The organism is Cellulomonas sp. A375-1 (assembly GCF_001040865.1).
GTDB classification, from domain to species: domain Bacteria; phylum Actinomycetota; class Actinomycetes; order Actinomycetales; family Cellulomonadaceae; genus Cellulomonas; species Cellulomonas gelida.
In genome coordinates, this window is the sequence record NZ_LFKW01000116.1 from 1 (window position 1) to 21058 (window position 21058).

At 72.9% G+C, this 21058-nt stretch carries 16 protein-coding genes and 1 pseudogene; 8 read left to right on the top strand and 9 right to left on the bottom strand.

Translation table 11 applies throughout. The annotated features are described in order from the left end of the window. The 4 genes and pseudogenes from CWIS_RS18955 to CWIS_RS11965 all read left to right on the top strand — a co-directional run. A pseudogene (locus CWIS_RS18955) lies at positions 1-433 on the top strand (MerR family transcriptional regulator); the annotation flags it as partial. Positions 434-635: 202 nt separating this feature from the next. After that, positions 636-1307, top strand: a complete 672-nt coding sequence (locus tag CWIS_RS11955) for a response regulator transcription factor (protein WP_048343530.1) — start codon at positions 636-638, stop codon at positions 1305-1307. A gap of 131 nt (positions 1308-1438) precedes the next feature. Further along, positions 1439-2956: an IMP dehydrogenase gene (gene guaB, locus CWIS_RS11960; RefSeq protein ID WP_048343531.1), complete on the top strand. Its 1518-nt coding sequence runs from the start codon at positions 1439-1441 to the stop codon at positions 2954-2956. 245 nt (positions 2957-3201) lie between these two features. Beyond that, a complete protein-coding gene (locus tag CWIS_RS11965; RefSeq protein WP_048343532.1) occupies positions 3202-4491 on the top strand; it encodes a cellulose binding domain-containing protein in 1290 nt (429 codons plus the stop codon). Between the two features lie 118 nt (positions 4492-4609). On the opposite strand, the gene CWIS_RS11970 is transcribed toward CWIS_RS11965, so the two are convergent. Next, positions 4610-5359, bottom strand: coding sequence for an exonuclease domain-containing protein (locus CWIS_RS11970; RefSeq protein WP_082156423.1), 750 nt, complete (start codon positions 5357-5359; stop codon positions 4610-4612). Positions 5360-5538: 179 nt separating this feature from the next. On the opposite strand from CWIS_RS11970, the gene CWIS_RS11975 reads away from it, so the two are divergent. Continuing rightward, on the top strand, positions 5539-6663 hold the full coding sequence (locus CWIS_RS11975) for a GuaB3 family IMP dehydrogenase-related protein (RefSeq protein WP_048343533.1): 1125 nt from the start codon (positions 5539-5541) through the stop codon (positions 6661-6663). A gap of 16 nt (positions 6664-6679) precedes the next feature. Here the strand turns inward: CWIS_RS11975 and CWIS_RS11980 are convergent, their stop codons facing one another. From CWIS_RS11980 to CWIS_RS12000, 5 genes are all read right to left on the bottom strand, one after another. Beyond that, positions 6680-7207 (bottom strand): PH domain-containing protein, encoded by a 528-nt coding sequence (locus CWIS_RS11980; protein ID WP_048343534.1) that lies wholly within the window; start codon positions 7205-7207, stop codon positions 6680-6682. 101 nt (positions 7208-7308) lie between these two features. Then, a complete protein-coding gene (locus CWIS_RS11985; protein WP_082156433.1) occupies positions 7309-8073 on the bottom strand; it encodes an ABC transporter ATP-binding protein in 765 nt (254 codons plus the stop codon). Positions 8074-8156: 83 nt separating this feature from the next. Further along, on the bottom strand, positions 8157-9215 hold the full coding sequence (locus CWIS_RS11990) for an iron chelate uptake ABC transporter family permease subunit (RefSeq protein ID WP_048343535.1): 1059 nt from the start codon (positions 9213-9215) through the stop codon (positions 8157-8159). Further along, positions 9212-10267 (bottom strand): iron ABC transporter permease, encoded by a 1056-nt coding sequence (locus tag CWIS_RS11995; RefSeq protein WP_053071700.1) that lies wholly within the window; start codon positions 10265-10267, stop codon positions 9212-9214. The genes CWIS_RS11990 and CWIS_RS11995 overlap by 4 nt, the downstream gene beginning before the upstream one ends. Continuing rightward, positions 10264-11358 carry an iron-siderophore ABC transporter substrate-binding protein gene (locus tag CWIS_RS12000; RefSeq protein WP_048343536.1) on the bottom strand — a complete coding sequence of 365 codons (1095 nt, stop codon included), beginning with the start codon at positions 11356-11358 and terminating at the stop codon, positions 10264-10266. The genes CWIS_RS11995 and CWIS_RS12000 overlap by 4 nt, the downstream gene beginning before the upstream one ends. 268 nt (positions 11359-11626) lie before the next feature. On the opposite strand from CWIS_RS12000, the gene CWIS_RS12005 reads away from it, so the two are divergent. Then, positions 11627-13282: a succinic semialdehyde dehydrogenase gene (locus CWIS_RS12005; RefSeq protein WP_048343595.1), complete on the top strand. Its 1656-nt coding sequence runs from the start codon at positions 11627-11629 to the stop codon at positions 13280-13282. Between the two features lie 90 nt (positions 13283-13372). Here CWIS_RS12005 and CWIS_RS12010 read toward each other — a convergent pair whose 3' ends face one another. From CWIS_RS12010 to CWIS_RS12020, 3 genes are read right to left on the bottom strand one after another with little or no spacing between them, the layout of a single operon-like run. Then, positions 13373-14584: an acetate/propionate family kinase gene (locus tag CWIS_RS12010; protein WP_048343537.1), complete on the bottom strand. Its 1212-nt coding sequence runs from the start codon at positions 14582-14584 to the stop codon at positions 13373-13375. Next, on the bottom strand, positions 14581-16668 hold the full coding sequence (pta, locus tag CWIS_RS12015; RefSeq protein WP_048343538.1) for a phosphate acetyltransferase: 2088 nt from the start codon (positions 16666-16668) through the stop codon (positions 14581-14583). Before pta ends, CWIS_RS12010 begins: the two co-directional genes overlap by 4 nt. A 53-nt stretch (positions 16669-16721) precedes the next feature. After that, a complete protein-coding gene (locus tag CWIS_RS12020; protein WP_141369253.1) occupies positions 16722-19190 on the bottom strand; it encodes a phosphoketolase in 2469 nt (822 codons plus the stop codon). A gap of 279 nt (positions 19191-19469) precedes the next feature. Between CWIS_RS12020 and CWIS_RS12025 the strand changes: the two genes are divergently transcribed. After that, positions 19470-20438 (top strand): SURF1 family protein, encoded by a 969-nt coding sequence (locus CWIS_RS12025; RefSeq protein WP_231583833.1) that lies wholly within the window; start codon positions 19470-19472, stop codon positions 20436-20438. Positions 20439-20551: 113 nt separating this feature from the next. After that, positions 20552-20971 carry a hypothetical protein gene (locus tag CWIS_RS12030; RefSeq protein WP_053071701.1) on the top strand — a complete coding sequence of 140 codons (420 nt, stop codon included), beginning with the start codon at positions 20552-20554 and terminating at the stop codon, positions 20969-20971. Positions 20972-21058 lie beyond the last annotated feature (87 nt).

Consider the following 21058-nt stretch of genomic DNA (forward strand, 5'->3'; position numbering starts at 1 on the left):
GCTCACCGTGCGCGCCGCGGCGGTCGAGGCGCTGCGCGCGTGGCTGCCGCCCGCGCCGCGCGACCGCGGAGTCGTCCTCGTCCTCGTGCCCGGGGGGCAGGAGCGGCCCCTGCTCGTCCACGCGCTGACCGCGGCGCTCGTCGCGGCGGGGATCGACGCGCGCGCGGTGGGCGGGCCGACGAGCGTGCACCACGCGCTCGAGCTCGTCGTGATGACGCGGCCGTCGGCGGTCGTGACCGTCTCGCGCCGCGCCGAGGTGGACCTGTCGCCGGTCGCCGAGATCGCGCGCGCACACCCGACCCTCGCGCAGTTCGTCATGCTGCCGGACGGGGCGCCGGCCGTGCCCGCGGGCTCGTCGGTGGCGCGCTCGCGCACGTTCCGCGGGCTCCTGCACGAGGTGCTGGCGGTCGCGGCAAGTCCGCCGAACGGGTGAAGTCTGGGCCGTTCGGCGGCGGCCGGGCAGGGGGAATTGCGCCGGTGTCCGACCGGCTCAATTCGCCCAGAGGGCCGCACCGGGCCACGAAGCGCCCGTGCGTCGGCGCCCGCTCGCGCTTGGGAGCCGCTAACGTCGCACTTCCGAGTGGCCGATAGCACAACGAAGGCCCGAGGGGGAACACCCGCAGAAGGAGGACGCGATGGCAGGGGTGGTCGTCTGTCACGCCTCGACCGCAGTACGCGAGCGACTGGTCGTGACGTCGATCGGAGTGCCGACGCTCAGCCCTGTGCGTGCGGCGGCGACGGTCGACGAGCTGCTCGCGCACGCGCGCCGCGTCCCGCCGACGGTCGTGCTGCTCGACGCGCACATCCCGGCGCCCGGAGCGGGGGAGGCCATCCGCCGTCTGCGCGCCGTCGCGCCCGGTGTCGCCGTGGTCCTGCTCGCGCAGCCTGACGACTCGGCCGCGCTCGACCGGGCGCTCGCGCTCGGGGCCCGGGGCTTCCTCGCGCCCGACGTCGGCCGCGCCGAGCTCTCGGCCGTCGCCGCGCACGTCCTGGCGAGCCCCGTGCTCGCCGGTGCGCAGCGCGCGGTCGTCGACGTGCCCCGTCCGTCGCTGCCGTCGTCGGGCACGCAGGCCGACGTCAGTGAGGTGCCCGAGGAGCCCGCACGTCCCGCCGTCACGCTCACGAAGCGTGAGATCGAGGTCCTGGTGGGGATGAGCAACGGCCGGTCGAACGCGCAGATCGGCGCCGAGCTGTTCCTCTCGGAGGACACGGTCAAGACGCACGCGCGGCGCCTGTTCCGCAAGCTCGGCGCCAACGACCGTGCCCAGGCGGTGGCCATCGGGCTGCGCGGCGGGCTGATCCGCTGACCCACTCCTGACGCGCGTCGTTCGAGCCGGTCCGGCACCGGGTCCGAGTGTCAGCCCGGGCGCTCGCCGCGCGCGTCCCGGGGCCTGGACGGGACCGCCGACCATCGCCCGCACGGACGTATCCTGATCCGATGACGGGACCCGACTCGCCGGCCGACCCCTTCTCGCGGATCGGCCTCACGTACGACGACGTCCTCCTGCTCCCCGGGGAGACCGACGTCATCCCGAGCGAGGTCGACACGACCTCCCGGCTCACCCGCGAGATCAGCGTGCGCGTGCCGCTGCTCTCGGCGGCGATGGACACGGTCACCGAGTCGCGCATGGCGATCGCGATGGCCCGGCAGGGCGGCATCGGCATCCTGCACCGGAACCTGTCGATCGCGGACCAGGCCCACCAGGTGGACCGCGTGAAGCGCTCCGAGTCCGGCATGGTCACCGACCCCGTCACCGTGGGTCCGGACGCGACGCTCGCCGAGCTCGACGCGCTGTGCGGCATGTACCGCGTGTCCGGCCTGCCGGTCGTCGACGACGAGCGGCGCCTGCTGGGCATCATCACCAACCGCGACCTGCGCTTCGTGCCGATGGGCGAGTTCGAGACTCGCCGCGTGCGCGAGGTCATGACGCCCATGCCGCTCGTGACCGCGCCCGTCGGGATCGACCGGGACGACGCCGCCGCGCTGCTCGCCAAGCACAAGATCGAGAAGCTGCCGCTCGTCGACGCCGCGGGTGTGCTGCGCGGCCTCATCACCGTCAAGGACTTCGTGAAGTCCGAGCAGTACCCGCTGTCGACCAAGGACGGCGAGGGCCGGCTCGTCGTCGGCGCCGCGATCGGGTTCTTCGGGGACGCCTGGGAGCGCGCGACCGCGCTCACCGAGGCGGGTGTCGACGTGCTCGTCGTCGACACCGCCAACGGCCACGCCCGCCTGATGCTCGACATGGTGCGCCGTCTCAAGTCCGACCCGCTGACCCGGCACGTGCAGGTCATCGGCGGCAACGTCGCGACGCGCGAGGGTGCTCAGGCGCTCGTCGACGCCGGTGTGGACGCGGTCAAGGTCGGGGTGGGTCCGGGGTCGATCTGCACGACGCGCGTGGTCGCGGGTGTGGGCGTGCCGCAGGTGACCGCGATCTACGACGCGTCCCTCGCGTGCAAGCCGGCTGGCGTTCCGGTGATCGGCGACGGCGGCCTGCAGTACTCGGGCGACATCGCCAAGGCGCTCGTCGCGGGTGCCGACACGGTGATGCTCGGCTCCTTGCTCGCGGGCTGCGAGGAGTCGCCCGGCGACCTCGTGTTCGTCAACGGCAAGCAGTTCAAGCACTACCGCGGCATGGGCTCGCTGGGTGCGATGGCCTCGCGCGGTCGCATCTCGTACTCGAAGGACCGGTACTTCCAGGCGGACGTGTCGTCCGACGAGAAGATCGTGCCCGAGGGCATCGAGGGGCAGGTGCCCTACCGCGGCCCGCTCGCGGCGGTCGCGCACCAGCTCATCGGTGGCCTGCACCAGTCGATGTTCTACGTCGGTGCGCACACGATCCCGCAGCTCCAGCAGCGCGGGAAGTTCGTGCGGATCACGGCTGCGGGGCTCAAGGAGTCCCACCCGCACGACATCCAGATGACCGTCGAGGCGCCGAACTACTCGTCGCGTCGCTGAGTCCTCCCGCACCACGTCCGACGGCGACCATCCCCTGCGGGGCGGTCGCCGTCGGCGCTTCTCGGTGTCACGCGGGACGCGCTCCCTGAACGATTCAGCCATGGGCCGGGCGTCGGCCTCCTCGATAACGTTCTCCACCTCGAAGTCGCCTGACCGGTAGGCGCCATGTGAGCGCTCACCGGCCAGATCGAGCGGCAGTCCCTCGCACGCAGCGGTGCGGCGCGTGCGCGACCGAAGGAGCAGCCATGCGCGTTGGACGATCAACCGGACGACGAGTGGGGGCGGCGCTGCTGGCGACGTTCGCCCTGCTGCTCGGGTCCCTGACAGCAGCGGCGCCGGTGAGCGCCGCGACCACGAGCGGGTGCGGCACGTCGCCCACGCTCTCCACGGGTCAGCACTCGATCACGAGCGGGGGGACCACCCGTTCGTTCCGGCTCGACGTCCCCTCCGGGTACGACCGCAACCGCCCGTACCGGCTCGTCGTCGGGCTGCACTGGTGGCACGGGACGTCGAACGACGTCGTCAACGAGAACTACTACGGGCTCAAGCCGCTCGCCGGCGACAGCACGATCTTCGTGGCGCCCCAGGGCATCGACAACGCCTGGCCCAACTCCAACGGCCGTGACCTGACGTTCATCGACGACGTGCTCAAGCGGGTCGAGTCGACGTTGTGCGTCGACACGACCCAGCGGTTCGCGCTCGGCTTCAGCTACGGCGGTGGCATGAGCAACGCGATCGCGTGCGCGCGTGCGGACGTGTTCCGCGGCGTGGCGATCCTCAACGGTGCCGAGCTCAGCGGGTGCTCGGGCGGGACGCAGCCGATCGCCTTCCTCGGGTCGCACGGGGTGAGCGACGACGTGCTGAACATCTCCATGGGCAGGTCGCTGCGTGACCGCGCTCTGCGCAACAACGGCTGCCAGGCACAGTCCGCGCCCGAGCCGTCACCCGGCAGCGGCACGCACACGCGCACCGCGTACTCGTGCCGCGACGGCTTCCCCGTCGTCTGGCTCGCGTTCGATGGCGGGCACGCCTGGGCCGCGCGGGACCGCAACCAGGGACAGTCCTGGGTCCCGGGCGAGGTGTGGAACTTCTTCACGGCGCTGAGGTCGACGACGACGACACCGACGCCCACGCCCACGCCGACCCCGACGCCCACGCCGACCCCCACTCCGACTCCCACCCCGACCCCGACCCCGACGCCGAGCCCGTCGGCCACGGCCACGACGCCGCCACCCACGGGCGCCGGGTGCACGGCGACGTACCGCACGATCAACTCCTGGCCCGGAGGTTTCCAGGGGGAGGTCACGGTCACGGCGGGGTCCGCCGCGCTGAGCGGCTGGACGGTCACGTGGGACCTGGCCGCCGGGCAGGGCCTGTCCCAGCTGTGGGGTGGCACCTCGAGCGTGAGCGGGTCACGCGTGACGGCGGCGAACGCAGCGTGGAACGGCTCGCTCGCACCGGCAGGTGCGACGACCCTCGGGTTCATCGGCACGGGCTCCCCGAGCACGCCGGCAGTGGCGTGCGCGGGACGGTGACCGGCGCAGGCTGACGTCGGCACCGCACGGGGTCGTCGTCCGCGTCCGGGTCGGCGCGGACGACGGCCCGTGCCGGTGCGGACGACGACCCGGACGAGTCAGGCAGTGTGGCGCCCCGTCAGGGTGCGGTGAGTGCCGCCGCCGGAGCGGGGACCACCATGAGTGCGTCGAGCACGGACTGCGCAGCCTCCGCGGCCTTCCGGGCGTGGTAGGCGGCGCGCCAGGCCGCGACGGCGACGTGCTGCCGGTCGTGCAGGTCCTGCGGGTCGGCGGCGGCCAACGCGGGCGACGAGGCGATCACGCGCTCGAGGACGTCGAGCGTCGCGAGCGCGTCGGCGTCGGCGGTGTGCAGCAGCCCGGTGACCACGTCGTGGTGCTCGCACAGGTCCACGAGCCTGCGCCCGCCCTCGCGCGCGGGGTCCGCCATGCGGTCGAGGACCATCGGGTCCAGCACGGGGCGGACCGGTCCGCCGAGGCGCTCCGGCAGCGTGGGCAGACCGTGGCGCTCGAGCTCGGCGTCGAGGACCGCGAGGTCGAAGTCGGCGTTGTAGGCCACGAGCGCCGAGCCGCTCAGGAGCGCGGCGGCGATCTCGCCGGCGATCTCGTCGAGCGCGGGTCCTGGGGCCGTGCCGTGCGTGCGCACGTGCGCGGTCGTCAGGCCGTGGATGGAGCCCGCCGCCTCGGGGATCTCGACGCCCGGGTCGATCAGCCACGTGCGCACGTGGCTCCCGGTGGTGTCGCGCCGCACGAGCGCCGCGCTCACCACCCGGTCCCGCCGGACGTCGATGCCCGTGGTCTCGGTGTCGAACCCCAGCAGGGAGACCTGGTGCAGTCTCGCGAGCGGGGACCCTCTCGTGGTGCCGTCCATCGGCGCAGCATCCCATCGCGCACCCACACGCCGGGGCACCGACACCGCCGGACACCGCCGGACACCGCCCGGCACCGCCTCACACGCCCAGGCTGGACGCCGTGACGTCGCGCCACACGGCCCACCCGGATCGCGAACGCGCGACGCGACCCGTGAGCCCGCGCCGGTAGGCTCGTCGGGTGAGCAACGAGATCGAGATCGGCCGCGGCAAGCGCGGAAGGCGCGCCTACTCCTTCGACGACATCGCGGTGGTGCCCTCGCGGCGCACGCGTGACCCGCAGGACGTGTCCGTCGGCTGGCAGATCGACGCCTACCACTTCGACCTCCCGGTCGTCGCCGCACCCATGGACTCGGTGATGAGCCCGGCCACCGCGGTCGCGCTCGGGAACCTCGGCGGACTGGGCGTGCTCGACCTCGAGGGCCTGTGGACGCGCTACGACGACCCCACGCCGTACCTCACCGAGATCGCCGCGCTCGACCCGGCCCGCGCGACCGCGCGCATGCAGGAGATCTACTCCGCCCCGATCCAGCCCGAGCTCATCACGGCCCGGCTCAAGGAGATCCGCGCCGCCGGCGTGACGGTCGCGGGTGCGCTGTCCCCGCAGCGCACGCAGGAGCACTGGCGCACCGTGGTCGACGCGGGCGTCGACCTGTTCGTCATCCGCGGCACCACGGTGTCCGCCGAGCACGTCTCGGGCAACGCCGAGCCGCTCAACCTCAAGCGCTTCATCTACGAGCTCGACGTGCCCGTGATCGTCGGCGGCGCGTCCACGTACACCGCGGCGCTGCACCTCATGCGTACGGGTGCGGCGGGCGTGCTCGTCGGGTTCGGCGGCGGCGCCGCGCACACGACGCGCGTCTCGCTGGGCATCCACGCGCCCATGGCGACGGCGGTCGCGGACGTCGCGGCCGCACGCCGCGACTACCTCGACGAGTCGGGTGGCCGCTACGTGCACGTCATCGCGGACGGCGGCGTCGGCCGCTCGGGCGACCTCGTCAAGGCGATCGCGTGCGGCGCGGACGCGGTGATGCTCGGGGCCGCGCTCGCGCGTGCGAACGAGGCGCCGGGCCGCGGGTTCCACTGGGGTCCCGAGGCGCACCACTCGCACCTGCCGCGCGGCGAGCGGGTCGAGGTCGGCACCTCCGGCACGCTCGAGCAGATCCTGTTCGGCCCGGGTCACACCGCCGACGGGACGCTCAACGTGATCGGCGCGCTGCGCCGCGCGATGGCGACGACGGGCTACTCCGACCTCAAGGAGTTCCAGCGCGTCGAGGTCGTGCTCTCGCCGTACCAGCCGCGCTGACCCGGCGCGCGACGGGTCAGCGGGCCGCAGGCCCGCGGTCGTCGTCGTCGTCGAGGCGGTCGTCGAGCCGCGCGTAGAGCAGGGCGTGGACCTGCTCGACGCGCGGGATGTCGTCGAACTCGAGCGGGTCGTCGGAGGCGGACTCGACGATCAGCGTCCCCGTCCGCAGGATCCGGTCGATCAGCCCGTGCCGGAACTGCACGCTGTTGATGCGCAGCACCGGGATGTCGATGCCCGAGCGCGTGATCACGCCCTGGCGGAACATCACGCGCTTGTCGGTGATGACGAAGTGCGTCGTGCGCCAGCTGACGAACTTCACGACGAACCAGGCGAAGGCTGCGAGCCACACCACGCCCGCCGCGACGCCGACGACCGTCGCGGTCGAGTCGGCCACGGTGTCGCCGGTCGACCAGAGCAGCCCCCAGGCGGCGAGCGCGGTCACGACGAGGAGCACCAGACCCGGCCCGATGAGCGCCTTGATGTGCGGGTGCTTGTGCACCACGACCACCTCGTCGTCGGTCAGCACGTCCATCGGGTATGCCACGGGTCCTCCTCGCGCGTCGTCGTCGTGCGCAGCATCCCACGCCGCGGGCGGGGCGTGGGCCGGGTGCCGACCGGACGGGCGCGAACGGGTGAACGAGCAGGTCAGACAGTGATCTCGCGCAACCGACGCGGCGAGCCGTCGGTCGCGTGGTGCCGTCCGACGGGCACGACGAGCGGCGTGCCGGAGACCGGGTCCGGGATGACCTGCGCGGTCATCCCGAACACCTCGGCGACGAGCTCGGGCGTCACCACGTCGGCCGGTGGGCCCTGGGCGACCAGGCGCCCCTCGCGCAGCGCGACGAGGTGGTCGGTGTACCGCGCGGCGAGGTTGAGGTCGTGCAGCACCATGACGATCGTCGTGCCGCGCGAGCGGTTGAGGTCGGTGAGCAGGTCGAGGACCTCGACCTGGTGCGCGACGTCCAGGAACGTCGTCGGCTCGTCGAGCAGGAGCACGTCGGTCTCCTGCGCGAGGGCCATCGCGATCCACACGCGCTGGCGCTGCCCGCCGGAGAGCTCGTCGACGGGCCGGTCGGCGAGGTCGAGGATGTCGGTCGCGGCGAGCGCGGTCTGCACCGCGACCTCGTCCTGCTCCGTCCAGCGGCGGAACCAGCCCTGGTGCGGGTAGCGCCCGCGCCCCACGAGGTCCGCGACCGCGATGCCCTCGGGGCTCACGGGCGTCTGGGGGAGCAGGCCGAGCACGGTGGCGACCTCGCGCGAGCCGATCGCGTCGATCGGCCGGCCGTCGAGCAGCACGCGGCCCGCCTTCACCTTGAGGAGTCGCGCCATGGCGCGCAGCAGCGTGGACTTGCCGCACGCGTTGGCGCCGACGATCGTCGTGATCTTCCCCGAGGGGATCTCGAGCGTCATGTCGTGCACGACGACGCGGTCCTCGTACCCGATCGTGGCCGCCTCGACGGCGAGCGTGTGCACGGTGTTCTGCGACGGGCCGGTCACAGGCTTCCTCCCGAACGGTTGGTCCTGGCCAGCAGCCAGAGCAGGTAGGGCGCACCCAGGACGCCCGTCACGACGCCCACGGGGAACCGTGCGACGAGCAGGTGCTGGCCCGTGAAGTCCCCGACCAGGACGAGCAGCGCGCCGACGAGTGCGGCCGGGACGAGCAACGAGCCCGTGCCACGCACGAGGCGGTGCGCGATCGGGCCGGACAGGAACGCGACGAACGCGATCGGCCCGGCGGCGGCCGTGGCGACCGCGACCATCGCGACCGCGACGACCAGCAGCGCCAGCCGCGCGCGGTCGGGGCGGACGCCGAGCGCTGCCGCGGCGTCGTCGCCGAGCTGCAGCGCGGTCAGGCGACGCGACAGGACGAGCAGCGTCGGGACCAGCACCGCCATCGCGAGCGCGAGCGGGCCCACCCCGGGCCAGAACGCGGAGTTGAGGCTGCCCGTGAGCCAGCGCAGCGCCTCGTTCGCGTCGTACACGCCCGCGCGGGTCATGGCGTAGCTGATCACCGAGTCGAGCATCGCGCCCACTGCGATGCCGATGAGGATGAGGCGCGCGCCCTGCACGCCGCGCCGCCACGACAGCGCGTAGATCGCTCCGGCCACGGCGACGCCCGCGACGACGGCGACACCCGCCAGCACCGCCCCGCTGAGCCCGAGCACCGTGATCGCGAGGACCGCGGCGGCGCTCGACCCGGCGCTGATGCCGATGATGTCGGGGCTCGCGAGCGGGTTGCGCAGCATCGTCTGGAACACGACCCCGCCCATGCCGAAACCGAGGCCGACGAGCAGCCCCGTGAGCAGGCGCGGCAGGCGCAGCGACTCGATGGTGAAGCTCGCGCCCGGGACCTGCTCGCCCAGCAGGACGCGCAGCACCTCGAGCGGGCTGTACGACCGCTCGCCGATGCACAGCGTCACGACCGCGACCGCGAGCAGCGCGCCCACGAGCACCGCGACGACCGTGCGCCGGCGCCGCGCGCGGGCGCGGCGGCCCGCGGCGACGACCCCGCCGGCGAGCGGCACGTCGGGACGGTCGAGCACGGCGGTCACAGGTCACGCACCTTCTGGCGACGGATGATCGCGATGAAGACCGGCGCGCCGAGCACGGCGGTCACGATGCCGACCTCGATCTCCTGGGGGCGTGCGACGACCCGGCCGACGACGTCCGCGGCGAGCAGGAGCGCGGCACCCAGCGCGGCCGAGTAGGGGAGCAGCCAGCGGTGGCTCGGGCCGGTGTAGCGCCGGGCGAGGTGCGGCATGACCAGGCCGACGAAGCCGATCGGACCGGCGATCGCGACGGCCGCACCGCACAGCAGGACGGCGGACGCGGCGCCGACGGCGCGCACCAGCCCGAGCCGCTGGCCGAGCCCGGTGGCGACGTCGTCGCCGAGTGCGATCGCGTCCATGCCGCGCGCGCACCCGACCGCGAGCACGGCGCCGACGACGAGGAACGGCACGACCTGCCCGATCTCGCCGAACGACGCGCGCCCGATCGACCCCACCTGCCAGAACCGGAACGTGTCGAGCACGTCGGTGCGCGTCAGCAGCACCATCGAGACCATCGAGACGAGCGCGGCGCTCGTCGCTGCGCCGGCCAGCGCGAGCTTGAGCGGGGTCGCGCCCTCGCGCCCCATCGAGCCGATCCCGTACACGAGCAGCGACGCGAGCGCGGCGCCCAGGAACGCGACCCAGACGTACTGCGTGAGCTGCGACATCCCGAACCACGCGATGCCGAGCACCACGAACAGGGACGCGCCGGAGCTCACGCCGAGCAGCCCGGGATCCGCCAGCGGGTTGCGGGTCAGGCCCTGCATCACCGCACCGGCGAGCCCCAGGGCTGCGCCGACGAGCAGACCGAGGACCGTGCGCGGCACGCGCGACTGCACGGCGGCCTGCGCGATGTCGTCGGTGTCCGCGTGCAGCACGCCCGCGACCACGTCGGACCAGCCGACGACGCGCGAGCCGAACGCGAGCGAGCACACGACCGCCACTGCGACCGCGAGCACGCAGACGACGAGGCCGATCGTGCGCCGACGGTGCAGCGACCCCGCCCGTCCCGGTGCGGGGAGGGTCGGGGTCGCTGCGGACGGCGCGAGGGTCATCCGACCTTCTTCGCCGCCGCCTCGAACAGGTCGAGGTAGTCGTCGAGCGCCCACGGCACGGACAGGACGGTCGGCCCGGACGTGGCCGCGGCGAGCGGCGTGGCGTCCGGGACCACCGCGACCGAGCCGCGCGCGACGGCCGGGATCTTGTTCAGCAGCGGGTCGGCCTGCAGCGTGGCGAGCGTCGTGTCGTCGCCGTAGACGACGAGGACGTCGACGTCGGCGAGGGTGTCGGCCTGCTCGGCGGACACGCTGAGGAAGAACTCCTGGGAGTCGCCCGCGAGCTCGACGATCGAGGGCGCGTCGGTCATGCCGAGGTCGTTGACGAGCTGCACGCGCGCGTCGAGCGGCGTGTAGACCGAGATCGTGCTCGGGTTCGCCGGGTCGATCCACGCGTACGCGAACGTCTTGCCCTCGATGTCGGGACGCGCGGCGAGCCCGTCGGCGATCTTCGCCTCGACGTCGTCGACCAGGGCCTGCGCCTGCTCGCCGAGACCGAGCGCCTGGCCGTCGATGAGGGCCATGTCCTTCCAGTTCGTGCCCCACGCGGCCACCGGGTAGGACACGGTCGGAGCGATGCCCTGCAGCGTGTTCCAGTCCTCCTCGGTGAGACCCGAGTACGCGGCCAGGACCACGTCCGGCGCGGTGTTCGCGACGGACTCGAACGGGATGCCGTCGGTCTCGTCGAACAGCTCGGGCAGCGTGTCGCCCGTGCCGCCGATCGCCTCGAGCCCCTCGAACGTCCACGGCAGCACGCCGTCGCTGTCGTCGTCGCCGTACGTCGACTTCTGGATGCCCACGGGCACGATGCCGAGCGCGATCGGCACGTCGTGGTTGCCCCAGTTGACGGTGGCGACCCGCTCGGGCTTCGCGTCGATCGTCGTGGCGCCGAACGTGTTCGGGATCGTGACCGGGAAGAGGTCCGGTGCGGGGGCGTCGGTCGACTGCGCGGTGGCGTCGGCGGTGCTGTCACCGGTCGCGTCGCCCGACGACGAGCACGCGGCGAGCGCGAGCGCGGCGGCGGCCGCGACGGCGGCGAGCTGCAGGGGACGCAGGGCGCGCCGGCCGGCGCGCGGGAGAGCGGAGCTCATGAGGATCCTCACGGTGGGAAGCTGCTCGTGTCATGGGCCTCGCAGGGCCCTGCCTGTCGGGCCGGCGATCCGTGTGTCGTCCGCGCGGTCTCGATTAGGCGAGCCTCACCTTAGTCCTGACGCGGGGGTGCGCCAACGTCGTCCACGTCACATCCGGCGGACTCGCGGCGGCTCGGTGCTCCCGGGTGCACCGGCCGGCGCGATGTCGCCCGATCGGGGCGCGGCGCGTGCGCAGGTGTCGCCAGCGCCCGCGCGTACGCTGGCGAGCATGTCGCAGGAACACGACGGTCAGCACGAGCGGCAGCCGGGTTCGGCCGAGCTGTTCGACCCCGAGACCGACCCGCTCGCCACCTACGTGCTCGAGCCGGAGGACATCGCGACGCTCCTGCGCCGCGTGGTCTCCTCGCCGGGCGCAGCGACCCACACGTCGCACGCCCCGTTCACGGGCGCCCCGATCGCCGCGGTGCCGCTCTCGACGCCCGACGACGTCGCACGCGCGGCCCGCTCGGCACGCGCCGCGCAGCGGCTGTGGGCGGCGCGCAGCGTGCGCGAGCGTGCCGCGGTGCTGTCCGCGGTGCACGACCTCGTCCTCGAGCGGCAGAGCGACGTGCTCGACCTCATCCAGCTCGAGACCGGCAAGGCGCGCGTCTCGGCGTTCGAGGAGGTCGCGGACATCGCGCTCGTCTCGCGGCACTACGCGGCGCGCGCCCGGCGGTACCTGGCGCCCCGGCGCGTGCTGGGGACGGTCCCCGGGCTGACGAGCACGCGCGTGCTGCGGCACCCCGCCGGGGTCGTCGGCATCATCGCGCCCTGGAACTTCCCGCTGACCCTCACGCTCGGCGACGTGCTGCCGGCGCTGGTCGCGGGCAACGCGGTCCTGCTGCGCCCGGACCCCCAGACCGCGCTCACCGCGCTGTGGGCGGCCGAGCTGCTCGAGGACGCGGGCCTGCCCGCGGGCGTGCTCCAGGTCGTCGTCGGCGACGGGCCCACCATCGGTGCCGCGGTGATCGAGCACAGCGATCACGTGAGCTTCACGGGGTCGACCCGCACGGGTCGGGTCGTGGCAGCCGGTGCGGGCGAACGGCTCGTGCCGGCGACGCTCGAGCTCGGCGGCAAGAACGCGATGTACGTCGCGGACGACGTGGACGTCGACGTCGCCGCCGAGGGCGCCGTGCGCGCGTGCTTCGTCGGCGCGGGTCAGGTGTGCGTGAGCATCGAGCGGATCTACGTGCACCGCGACGTGTTCGACGAGTTCGCGCACGAGCTCGCCCGCCGGACGCGCGAGCTGCGCCTCGGCACGGGCCTGGACTACCGCAGCGACGTCGGCTCGCTCACGTCGGCCGCGCAGCTCGCGACGGTCGTCGAGCACGTCGAGGACGCGCTCGGGCTCGGCGCGCGCGTGCTCGCCGGCGGCGTGCACCGCAGCGACCTCGGGCCGTGGTTCTACGAGCCCACGGTGCTCGTCGACGTCTCGCCGCACGCGCGCCTGTTCCGCGAGGAGACCTTCGGGCCCGTCGTCGCGCTGTACCCGGTGGCGTCCGACGACGAGGCCGTCGCGGCCATGAACGACTCCGAGTTCGGGCTCAACGCGAGCATCTGGACGGCCGACGCGCGTCGCGGTGCTGCGCTCGCCCGGCGGGTGCACGCGGGGTCGGTCAACGTCAACGAGGGCTACGTCGGGACGTGGGGATCGCTCGGCGCGCCGCAGGGCGGCTGGGGCGCCTCGGGCATCGGCGTGCGGCACGGCCGCGAAGGCCTGTGGGAGACGACGAGGCTGCAGTCGATCGCGGTGCAGCACGGCGCGCACGGCGTGCTCGGCCTGCCGCCCGTCGGCCTGCGCCGGCTGTTCGACCTCGGCACCGACGTGTGGCCGCAGGTGTACACCGAGCTGCTGCGCGTGATGAAGGCGGCGCGCCTGCCCTGAGGCCGGGCTGCCGAAGCGCGCAGGACGACAGACAGGACGGGCCGGACCCCGCGAGGGTCGGCCCGTCCCGCGCTCAGGTGTGGATGCCGGTCAGGCGCGGCTCGCCTCGACGACGTCCACGGCCAGGCGCGCGATCGCGAGCTCCTCGTTCGTCGGGTACACGACGACCGTGGTCGGCGACGAGTCCGTCGAGATGATCGTCGGCTCCTTCTTGCGACCCGCGTTGCGCACGTGGTCGATCTCGATGCCCAGGCGCTCGAGCCCCTCGAGGGACCGGGCACGCACGATGTCGTCGTTCTCGCCGACGCCCGCGGTGAACGCGATGACGTCGACCCCGCCGAGCACCGCCGCGTACCCGCCGACGTACTTCTTGATCCGGTGCGCGTAGACGTCGATCGCGATCTTCGCCGCCTCGTCGCCCTCCTCGACCAGGCGGTGGACCTCGCGCAGGTCGTTCTGGCCCGTCATGCCCTTGAGCCCCGAGCGGCGGTTGAGCAGGTCGTCGACGTCGTCGACGCTCATGCCCGCGTTGCGCATCAGGTGGAAGGTGACCGCCGGGTCGATGTCGCCCGAGCGCGTGCCCATCACGAGGCCCTCGAGCGGCGTCAGGCCCATCGACGTGTCGACCGCGTGCCCGTTCTTCACCGCCGACGCCGACGCGCCGTTGCCCAGGTGCAGCACGATCGTGCTCGTCTGCGCGACGTCCCGGCCCAGGTACGCGGCGACCTCGTGCGCGACGTACTGGTGCGACGTGCCGTGCGCGCCGTACCGGCGCACCTTGAACGTCTCGGCGACCTCGCGGTCGATCGCATAGTGCGCGGCCGCGGCGGGCAGGTGGTGGAAGAACGCCGTGTCGAAGACCGCGACGTGCGGGACGTCCGGCAGGAGCGCGCGGCCCACGCGGATGCCCGTGAGGTTGGCAGGGTTGTGCAGCGGGGCCAGCGGCGACAGCTCCTCGATCTGCTGCTCGACGTGCGAGTCGACCAGCGCGGGTCCGTCGAACACGGGCCCGCCCTGCACGACGCGGTGGCCGACCGCGATGACGTGGGACGCCGACAGGTCGGGTCCGACCGCCTCGAAGAGGCTGAGCACGCGGCGCAGGCCTTCGCCGTGGTCGGGGACGGGCAGCTCGCGCTCCGTCGTCGAGTCCTGCGTGACGTGCTTGAGCGAGCCCATCTCCTCGCCGATCCGCTCGACCAGGCCCCAGGCGATCGCGTCGCCGCCGACGGGGTCGACGAGCTGGTACTTGATCGACGACGAACCGGAGTTGACGACGAGGACGCTCGTGGTGGGGGTGCTCATGACTGGTCCTCCTCGCCGGCCCGCAAGGCCTGCGCCTGGATCGCGGTGATCGCGACGGTGTTGACGATGTCCTGCACGAGCGCGCCGCGCGACAGGTCGTTGACCGGCTTGCGCAGGCCCTGCAGGACGGGGCCGATCGCGACCGCGCCCGCGGAGCGCTGCACGGCCTTGTAGGTGTTGTTGCCGGTGTTCAGGTCGGGGAACACGAACACCGTGGCCCGGCCCGCCACCGTCGACTCGGGCAGCTTGGTCTGCGCGACCGACGCGTCGACCGCGGCGTCGTACTGGATGGGACCCTCGACCGACAGGTCGGGACGACGCTCGCGGACCAGGGCCGTGGCGGCCCGGACCTTGTCGACGTCCGCGCCGAAGCCCGACTCGCCCGTCGAGTACGACAGCATCGCGATCCGCGGCTCGATGCCGAACTGCACGGCGGTCTCCGCGGACGAGATCGCGATGTCGGCGAGCTGCTCGGCGGTCGGGTCCGGGATCACCGCGCAGTCGGCGTACACGAGCACGCGGTCCTCGAGGCACATGAGGAACGCGCTCGAGACGCTCGAGACGCCCGGAGCGGTCTTGATGATCTCGAAGCTGGGCTTGATGGTGTGCGCCGTGGTGTGCAGCGCACCCGAGACCATGCCGTCGGCCAGGCCGAGGTGGACCATCATCGTCCCGAAGTAGGAGACCGACGGGACGATCTCGCGCGCCCGCTCGACCGTCATGCCCTTGTGCGCGCGGATCTTGGCGTACTCCGCGGCGAACCGGTCGACGAACTGCGGGTCGTGCGGGTCGATCACGTCGGCCCCGTCGAGCGCGAGGCCCAGCTCGGAGGCCCGGGCCCGGATGGTGCTCTCGTCGCCCAGGATCGTCAGGTCCGCGACGCCTCGCTGCAGCAGCGTGGAGGCCGCCCGCAGGATCCGGTCGTCGTTGCCCTCGGGCAGGACGATGCGCCGACGGTCCGCGCGTGCGCGGTCCAGCAGCGTGTACTCGAACATCAGCGGCGTCACCACGTCGGGCTTGGCGACGTCGAGCGCCGCGAGCAGCGCCGGGCCGTCGACGTGCCGCTCGAACAGCGACAGCGCGGTGTCGACCTTGCGCTGCGAGTCCGCCGAGAGCCGCCCGCGCGTGGAGGCCACGGTGCTGGCCGTGCGGAACGTGCCGAGGTCGGTCGCGACGAGCGGCAGACGGCTCCCGAGGCCCTCGACGAGACGCGAGATCGTCTTCGACGGGCGGAACCCACCGTTGAGGATGATGCCCGCCAGGGTCGGGAAGCCGTCCGCCTGGTGCGCGAGCAGCAGGCCCAGCAGGATGTCCGAGCGGTCGCCCGGCGTCATGATCACGGCGCCGTCGGACAGCCGCCCGACCAGGTGCTCGATCTCCATGGCACCGACCAGCATGTCGAGGACCTCGCGCCCGAGCAGCGCCGGGTCGCCCGAGATCAGCGTGCCCTCGACCGCCTCCATGAGCTGACCCATGGTGGGCGCCGAGAGCAGCGGGCTCTCCGGGAGCGTCCACGTCGGACGCCCCAGCGAGTTCTGCACGAGGCGCCGCACGACGTCGAGCGCGGGCTGCGCGCACCGGTTCGGTACGACCGCCGCCACGTGGGCGTGGTTGAGCGCGAGCTCGTTGATCGCGACCTCGACGACCTGCTCGATCTCGTCGGGACGGCGCTTGTTGCCGTTCACGACGAGGACCACGGGCGCCCCCAGGTTCGCCGCGATGCGCGCGTTGAACGCGAGCTCGGTCGGCGAGGTGACGTCCGTGTAGTCGGTGCCGACGATCACCACCGCGTCGCAGCGGCGCTCGACCGCGTGGAAGCGCGCCACGATCTGCGACAGCGCCTCCTCGGGGTCGTCGTGCACCTTCTCGTAGGTCGTGCCGATGCACTCGTCGTACGACAGGTCGACGCCGTCGTGCTCGAGCAGGAGCTCGAGCACGTAGTCACGGGTCTCGGTCGAGCGCGCGACGGGGCGGAACACCCCGACGCGCTGGACTGTGCGGGCGAGGAGGTCGACGAGCCCGAGGGCGACCGTCGACTTCCCGGTGTCCCCTTCAGGGGACGCGACGTAGATGCTGCGTGCCACGGTGGGCGTACTCCAGTCCTGCTGGTTGTGCTGGTGGGTCGGGCGGCGGCGTGCTACTCGTTGTCGCCGCCCGTGAAGACGGTGGCGTCGATCTGCTCCGTGCTCGACAGGTCCTGCGCGTCGGGCCAGACCCAGTCACGCACCGCCGGCAGGTCCTCGCCGTGCTCGCGCGTGTACTGACGGGCCTCGAGCCGTGCGTCCACCATGCGCTGGCGGAGCCCGGCCTGCGAGGCGCGCAGCCAGTGCACGTGGTCGATGACGTCGATGACCAGGTGGAAGCGGTCCAGGTCGTTGAGCATCACCATGTCGAACGGCGTCGTGGTGGTGCCCTCCTCCTTGTAGCCGCGCACGTGCAGGTTCTGGTGCCCGTTGCGGCGGTACGTGAGGCGGTGGATGAGCCACGGGTAGCCGTGGTACGCGAAGACGATCGGGCGGTCGGCCGTGAAGATCGTGTCGAACTCCGCGTCGGACAGCCCGTGCGGGTGCTCGCGCTCGTCCTGCAGGCGCATGAGGTCGACGACGTTGACCACGCGCACCTTGAGCTGCGGCAGCTCGCGCCGCAGGATGTCGACGGCCGCGAGCACCTCGAGCGTCGGCACGTCACCGGCCGCGGCCAGCACGACGTCCGGCTCCTCGTCCTGCGCCTCCGAGCCGGCCCACTCCCAGATGCCCAGCCCGCGCGTGCAGTGCGCGACGGCCTGGTCCATCGTCAGGAAGTTCGGGGCGGGCTGCTTGCCGGCAACGACGACGTTGACGTACTGACGGCTGCGCAGGCAGTGGTCGTACGTGCTCAGCAGCGTGTTGGCGTCCGGCGGCAGGTACACCCGCACGACCTCGGCCTTCTTGTTGACCACGTGGTCGATGAAGCCCGGGTCCTGGTGGCTGAAGCCGTTGTGGTCCTGGCGCCACACGTGGCTCGACAGCAGGTAGTTCAGGCTCGCGATCGGGCGCCGCCACGGGATGTCGTTGGTGACCTTGAGCCACTTGGCGTGCTGGTTGAACATCGAGTCGACGATGTGGATGAAGGCCTCGTAGCTCGTGAACAGGCCGTGCCTGCCGGTGAGCAGGTAGCCCTCGAGCCAGCCCTGGCACTGGTGCTCGGACAGCATCTCCATCACGCGACCGGCGCGGGCCAGGTGCTCGTCGACCTCGGGGCCGAAGAACTCGGCGTTCCACTGCTTGTCCGTGACGCCGTACACCGCCTGCAGGCGGTTGGAGGCCGTCTCGTCCGGACCGAAGATCCGGAAGTTGTCGGGGTTGCGGCGGATGACCTCGGTCAGGTACTCGCCGAGCACGCGCGGCGCCTCGGCCATCGAGCCGCCGGGGGTCGGGACGTCGACCGCGAAGTCGCGGAAGTTCGGCAGGCGCAAGTCGCGCAGCAGGATGCCGCCGTTCGCGTGCGGGTTCGCGCTCATGCGCAGGTCGCCGGCCGGGGCGAGCGAGCGGATGTCCGGGTCGAGGGCGCCGGTCGCGTCGAACAGCTCGGCGACCCCGTACGACTGCAGCCACTCCTCGAGCACGTGCAGGTGCTCCGCGGTGTCCCGCGCGTTGGCGAGCGGGACCTGGTGGGCGCGCCACGAGCCGGTGGTCTTCTTGCCGTCGATCGTGTCCGGGCCGGTCCAGCCCTTCGGCGTGCGGAAGACGATCATCGGCCAGGCCGGACGGCTCAGGTCGCCCTGCGCGGCGCGGGCCTTGATCGCGGCGATCTCGTCGAGCACCTCGTCGAGCAGCGTCGCGAACCGGCGGTGCACCTCGATCGCGGGCTCGTCCGCGTCGTACCCGCCCTCGAACACGAACGGCTTGTGGCCGTAGCCGACCATGAGCGCGTGCAGCTCGTCGTCGCCGATGCGGTCCAGCACCGTGGGGTTGGCGATCTTGTAGCCGTTGAGGTGCAGGATCGGCAGGACGACGCCGTCCTGGGCCGGGTTGACGAACTTGTTCGAGTGCCAGCTCGTCGCGAGCGGGCCGGTCTCTGCCTCGCCGTCGCCGACGACCGCCGCGACCAGCAGGTCCGGGTTGTCGAACGCCGCACCGTACGCGTGCGACAGCGCGTACCCGAGCTCGCCGCCCTCGTGGATCGACCCGGGCGTCTCCGGTGCCACGTGCGAGGGGATGCCGCCCGGGAACGAGAACTGCCGGAACAGCCGGCGCAGGCCCTCCTCGTCCTCCGTGATGTCGGAGTACGTCTCGGAGTACGTCCCGTCGAGGTAGGCGCTCGCGACCAGGCCCGGTCCGCCGTGGCCGGGGCCGGTGACGTAGAGCGTCGACTGGCTGCGCTGGGCGATCGCGCGGTTGAGGTGCGCGTACAGGAAGTTCAGGCCGGGCGTGGTGCCCCAGTGCCCGAGCAGGCGCGGCTTCACGTGGTCACGCGTGAGCGGTTCGCGCAGCAGCGGGTTGTCCAGCAGGTAGATCTGACCCACCGACAGGTAGTTGGCGGCGCGCCACCACTTGTCGATGCGGACCAGCGTCGCGTCGTCGATCTGCGTCCCGCTGCCGGCTTGCCATGTCGTCGTCGTGCTCATCATCGCTCCCCGTGTCGTCCCACGGCCGCGCCGCGGGTGGTTCGAGCCGCTTCCAGCCAACCCTGCGAGCAAGGACACCCATGGGACGTCTTACCCAGGGCCCGGGCGTCACCGTTCATACAACAGCATTCAGCATGGTCGCGCTCAGCGAGATCTTCGCAGGTCACGCGGCTGTCCGGGGGTGTCAGCCGCGCTCGGCGCGGCGGGGGTGTGACGTTGGTGACGCACCGTCGTCTCCCCGTGCGCGGGATACGGTGAGACGTGCCCGAACGACCGTCCGTGACCGCCTCCGAGCAGGCCCAGGCCGACGAGGCCCCGCGCGTCGGGACCGCGTCCGGCGAGGCCGCCCCGGGCGCGTCGTCGGGCGGGTGGTCCGTCCAGGAGGCGGGTGAGCCGACGACGATGCTGCGTGCGGCCGTGCGGCCGCGCATGCTCGGGATGCTCGTGCTGCTCGCGGTGGCCGCCACGGTGTGCGGACTGCTCGGGGCGTGGCAGCTCGACCGCGCCGAGGTGCGCGGGCATCGTGCGCAGGCCGAGCACGAGGCGTCGATCGTCGCCGCTGAGCCCGTGCCGCTCGGCGACGAGCTCAGCCCGCAGACGGCGTTCCGCGGCGAGCTCGTGGCGCGCAAGGTGTCCGTGACCGGCAGCTACGAGCCCGCCGGCCAGCTCGTCGTGCCGGACCGCGTGCACGACGGCGCGACCGGCTACCTGGTCCTGACGCCGCTGCGGGTGAGCGACGCGGGTGGCGCCTCCGGCGCGCAGGCCGCGGGTGCGGTGCTGCCGGTCGTGCGCGGCTGGGTGGCCTCGCCCCAGGATGCCGACGAGCCGCCCGCCGGTCCCGTCGCGGTCACGGGGTACCTGCAGGCGTCCGAGCAGGCGGGCGACGGTGTGCAGGACGGCACCGTCTCGGCCATCTCGTCGGCCGAGCTCGTGGGGGAGTGGGGCGGTCCCATCTACACCGGGTACCTGGTCCTCGTCGGCTCGCAGCCCGCGCAGGACCCCGCGATCGCACTGCTCGAGCCTCCGAGCACGCCCGGCTCGGGCCTCAACGTGCAGAACCTCGCCTACGCGGCGCAGTGGTGGATCTTCGGCGGCTTCGCCGCGGCGCTCTGGCTGCGGATGGTGCGCGACGAGGCGCGCGGGCGTCCCGCGGGGCCTGGCCCGTCCGTGCCTGGCCCGGGGGCGGCGCCGCCCGCTCGCGGGTCGGCCGCGCGCGACGACGAGGCGGGGGCACCCGACCAGCAGTGACGCCGGGTCGGGGCCGATGCCCTGTGCCCGTCGTGCCGCATGGGAGTTGGTGCGACGATGCACACCGGGGGACGTCGGCCCGACCGACGCCGGCACATCGACAGGAGACGACGATGCTCGCGCAGGGGACGTACGACGCCGACTACATCGCAGACTGCCGTGGACAGGTCGAGGCCGAGATCGCGGCGTTCGACATCGCCCGGGCGGACAGCGACGTCGACGACACCGCTCTGGAGGACCTCGAGGGGAGCTACTTCGCGGCGCTCCTGCTCGCGCTCGAGATGCGGTTCGTGCACCGGCTGCGCGCCAAGGAGGGCAAGGACGGGAACCCGCTCAACGAGGTGCGGCTCCTGGTCGAGTCGCTGATGTCGAACGGCGGGCGGATGGTCGAGGACTCCAAGCTCGGGCTCGACCCGGAGCGCAGCGTGCTGCACACGCGCCCGGGGGAGGACATCGTCCTGCGCTACGACGACTTCGTGCGCCTCTCGCGGGCGTTCTTCGCGGAGATCGAGGCGCGGTACGTCGAGGACTGACGCGCTCGCAGCCGACGCCCCTTGTTCGCTCTCAGCGAACAAGGGGGTCGGCTGCGGGTGGCCCTGTGCGGGTGGCCCTGTGCGGGG

Excerpts from the sequence above, each read along its gene's own strand:
- CWIS_RS11955 (WP_048343530.1), top strand. The coding sequence starts at position 636 with ATGGCAGGGGTGGTCGTCTGTCACGCCTCGACCGCAGTACGCGAGCGA.
- guaB (WP_048343531.1), top strand. The coding sequence starts at position 1,439 with ATGACGGGACCCGACTCGCCGGCCGACCCCTTCTCGCGGATCGGCCTC.
- CWIS_RS11965 (WP_048343532.1), top strand. The coding sequence starts at position 3,202 with ATGCGCGTTGGACGATCAACCGGACGACGAGTGGGGGCGGCGCTGCTG.
- CWIS_RS11970 (WP_082156423.1), bottom strand. The coding sequence starts at position 5,359 with ATGGACGGCACCACGAGAGGGTCCCCGCTCGCGAGACTGCACCAGGTC.
- CWIS_RS11985 (WP_082156433.1), bottom strand. The coding sequence starts at position 8,073 with ATGACGCTCGAGATCCCCTCGGGGAAGATCACGACGATCGTCGGCGCC.
- CWIS_RS11995 (WP_053071700.1), bottom strand. The coding sequence starts at position 10,267 with ATGACCCTCGCGCCGTCCGCAGCGACCCCGACCCTCCCCGCACCGGGA.
- CWIS_RS12000 (WP_048343536.1), bottom strand. The coding sequence starts at position 11,358 with ATGAGCTCCGCTCTCCCGCGCGCCGGCCGGCGCGCCCTGCGTCCCCTG.
- CWIS_RS12005 (WP_048343595.1), top strand. The coding sequence starts at position 11,627 with ATGTCGCAGGAACACGACGGTCAGCACGAGCGGCAGCCGGGTTCGGCC.
- CWIS_RS12010 (WP_048343537.1), bottom strand. The coding sequence starts at position 14,584 with ATGAGCACCCCCACCACGAGCGTCCTCGTCGTCAACTCCGGTTCGTCG.
- CWIS_RS12020 (WP_141369253.1), bottom strand. The coding sequence starts at position 19,190 with ATGAGCACGACGACGACATGGCAAGCCGGCAGCGGGACGCAGATCGAC.
- CWIS_RS12030 (WP_053071701.1), top strand. The coding sequence starts at position 20,552 with ATGCTCGCGCAGGGGACGTACGACGCCGACTACATCGCAGACTGCCGT.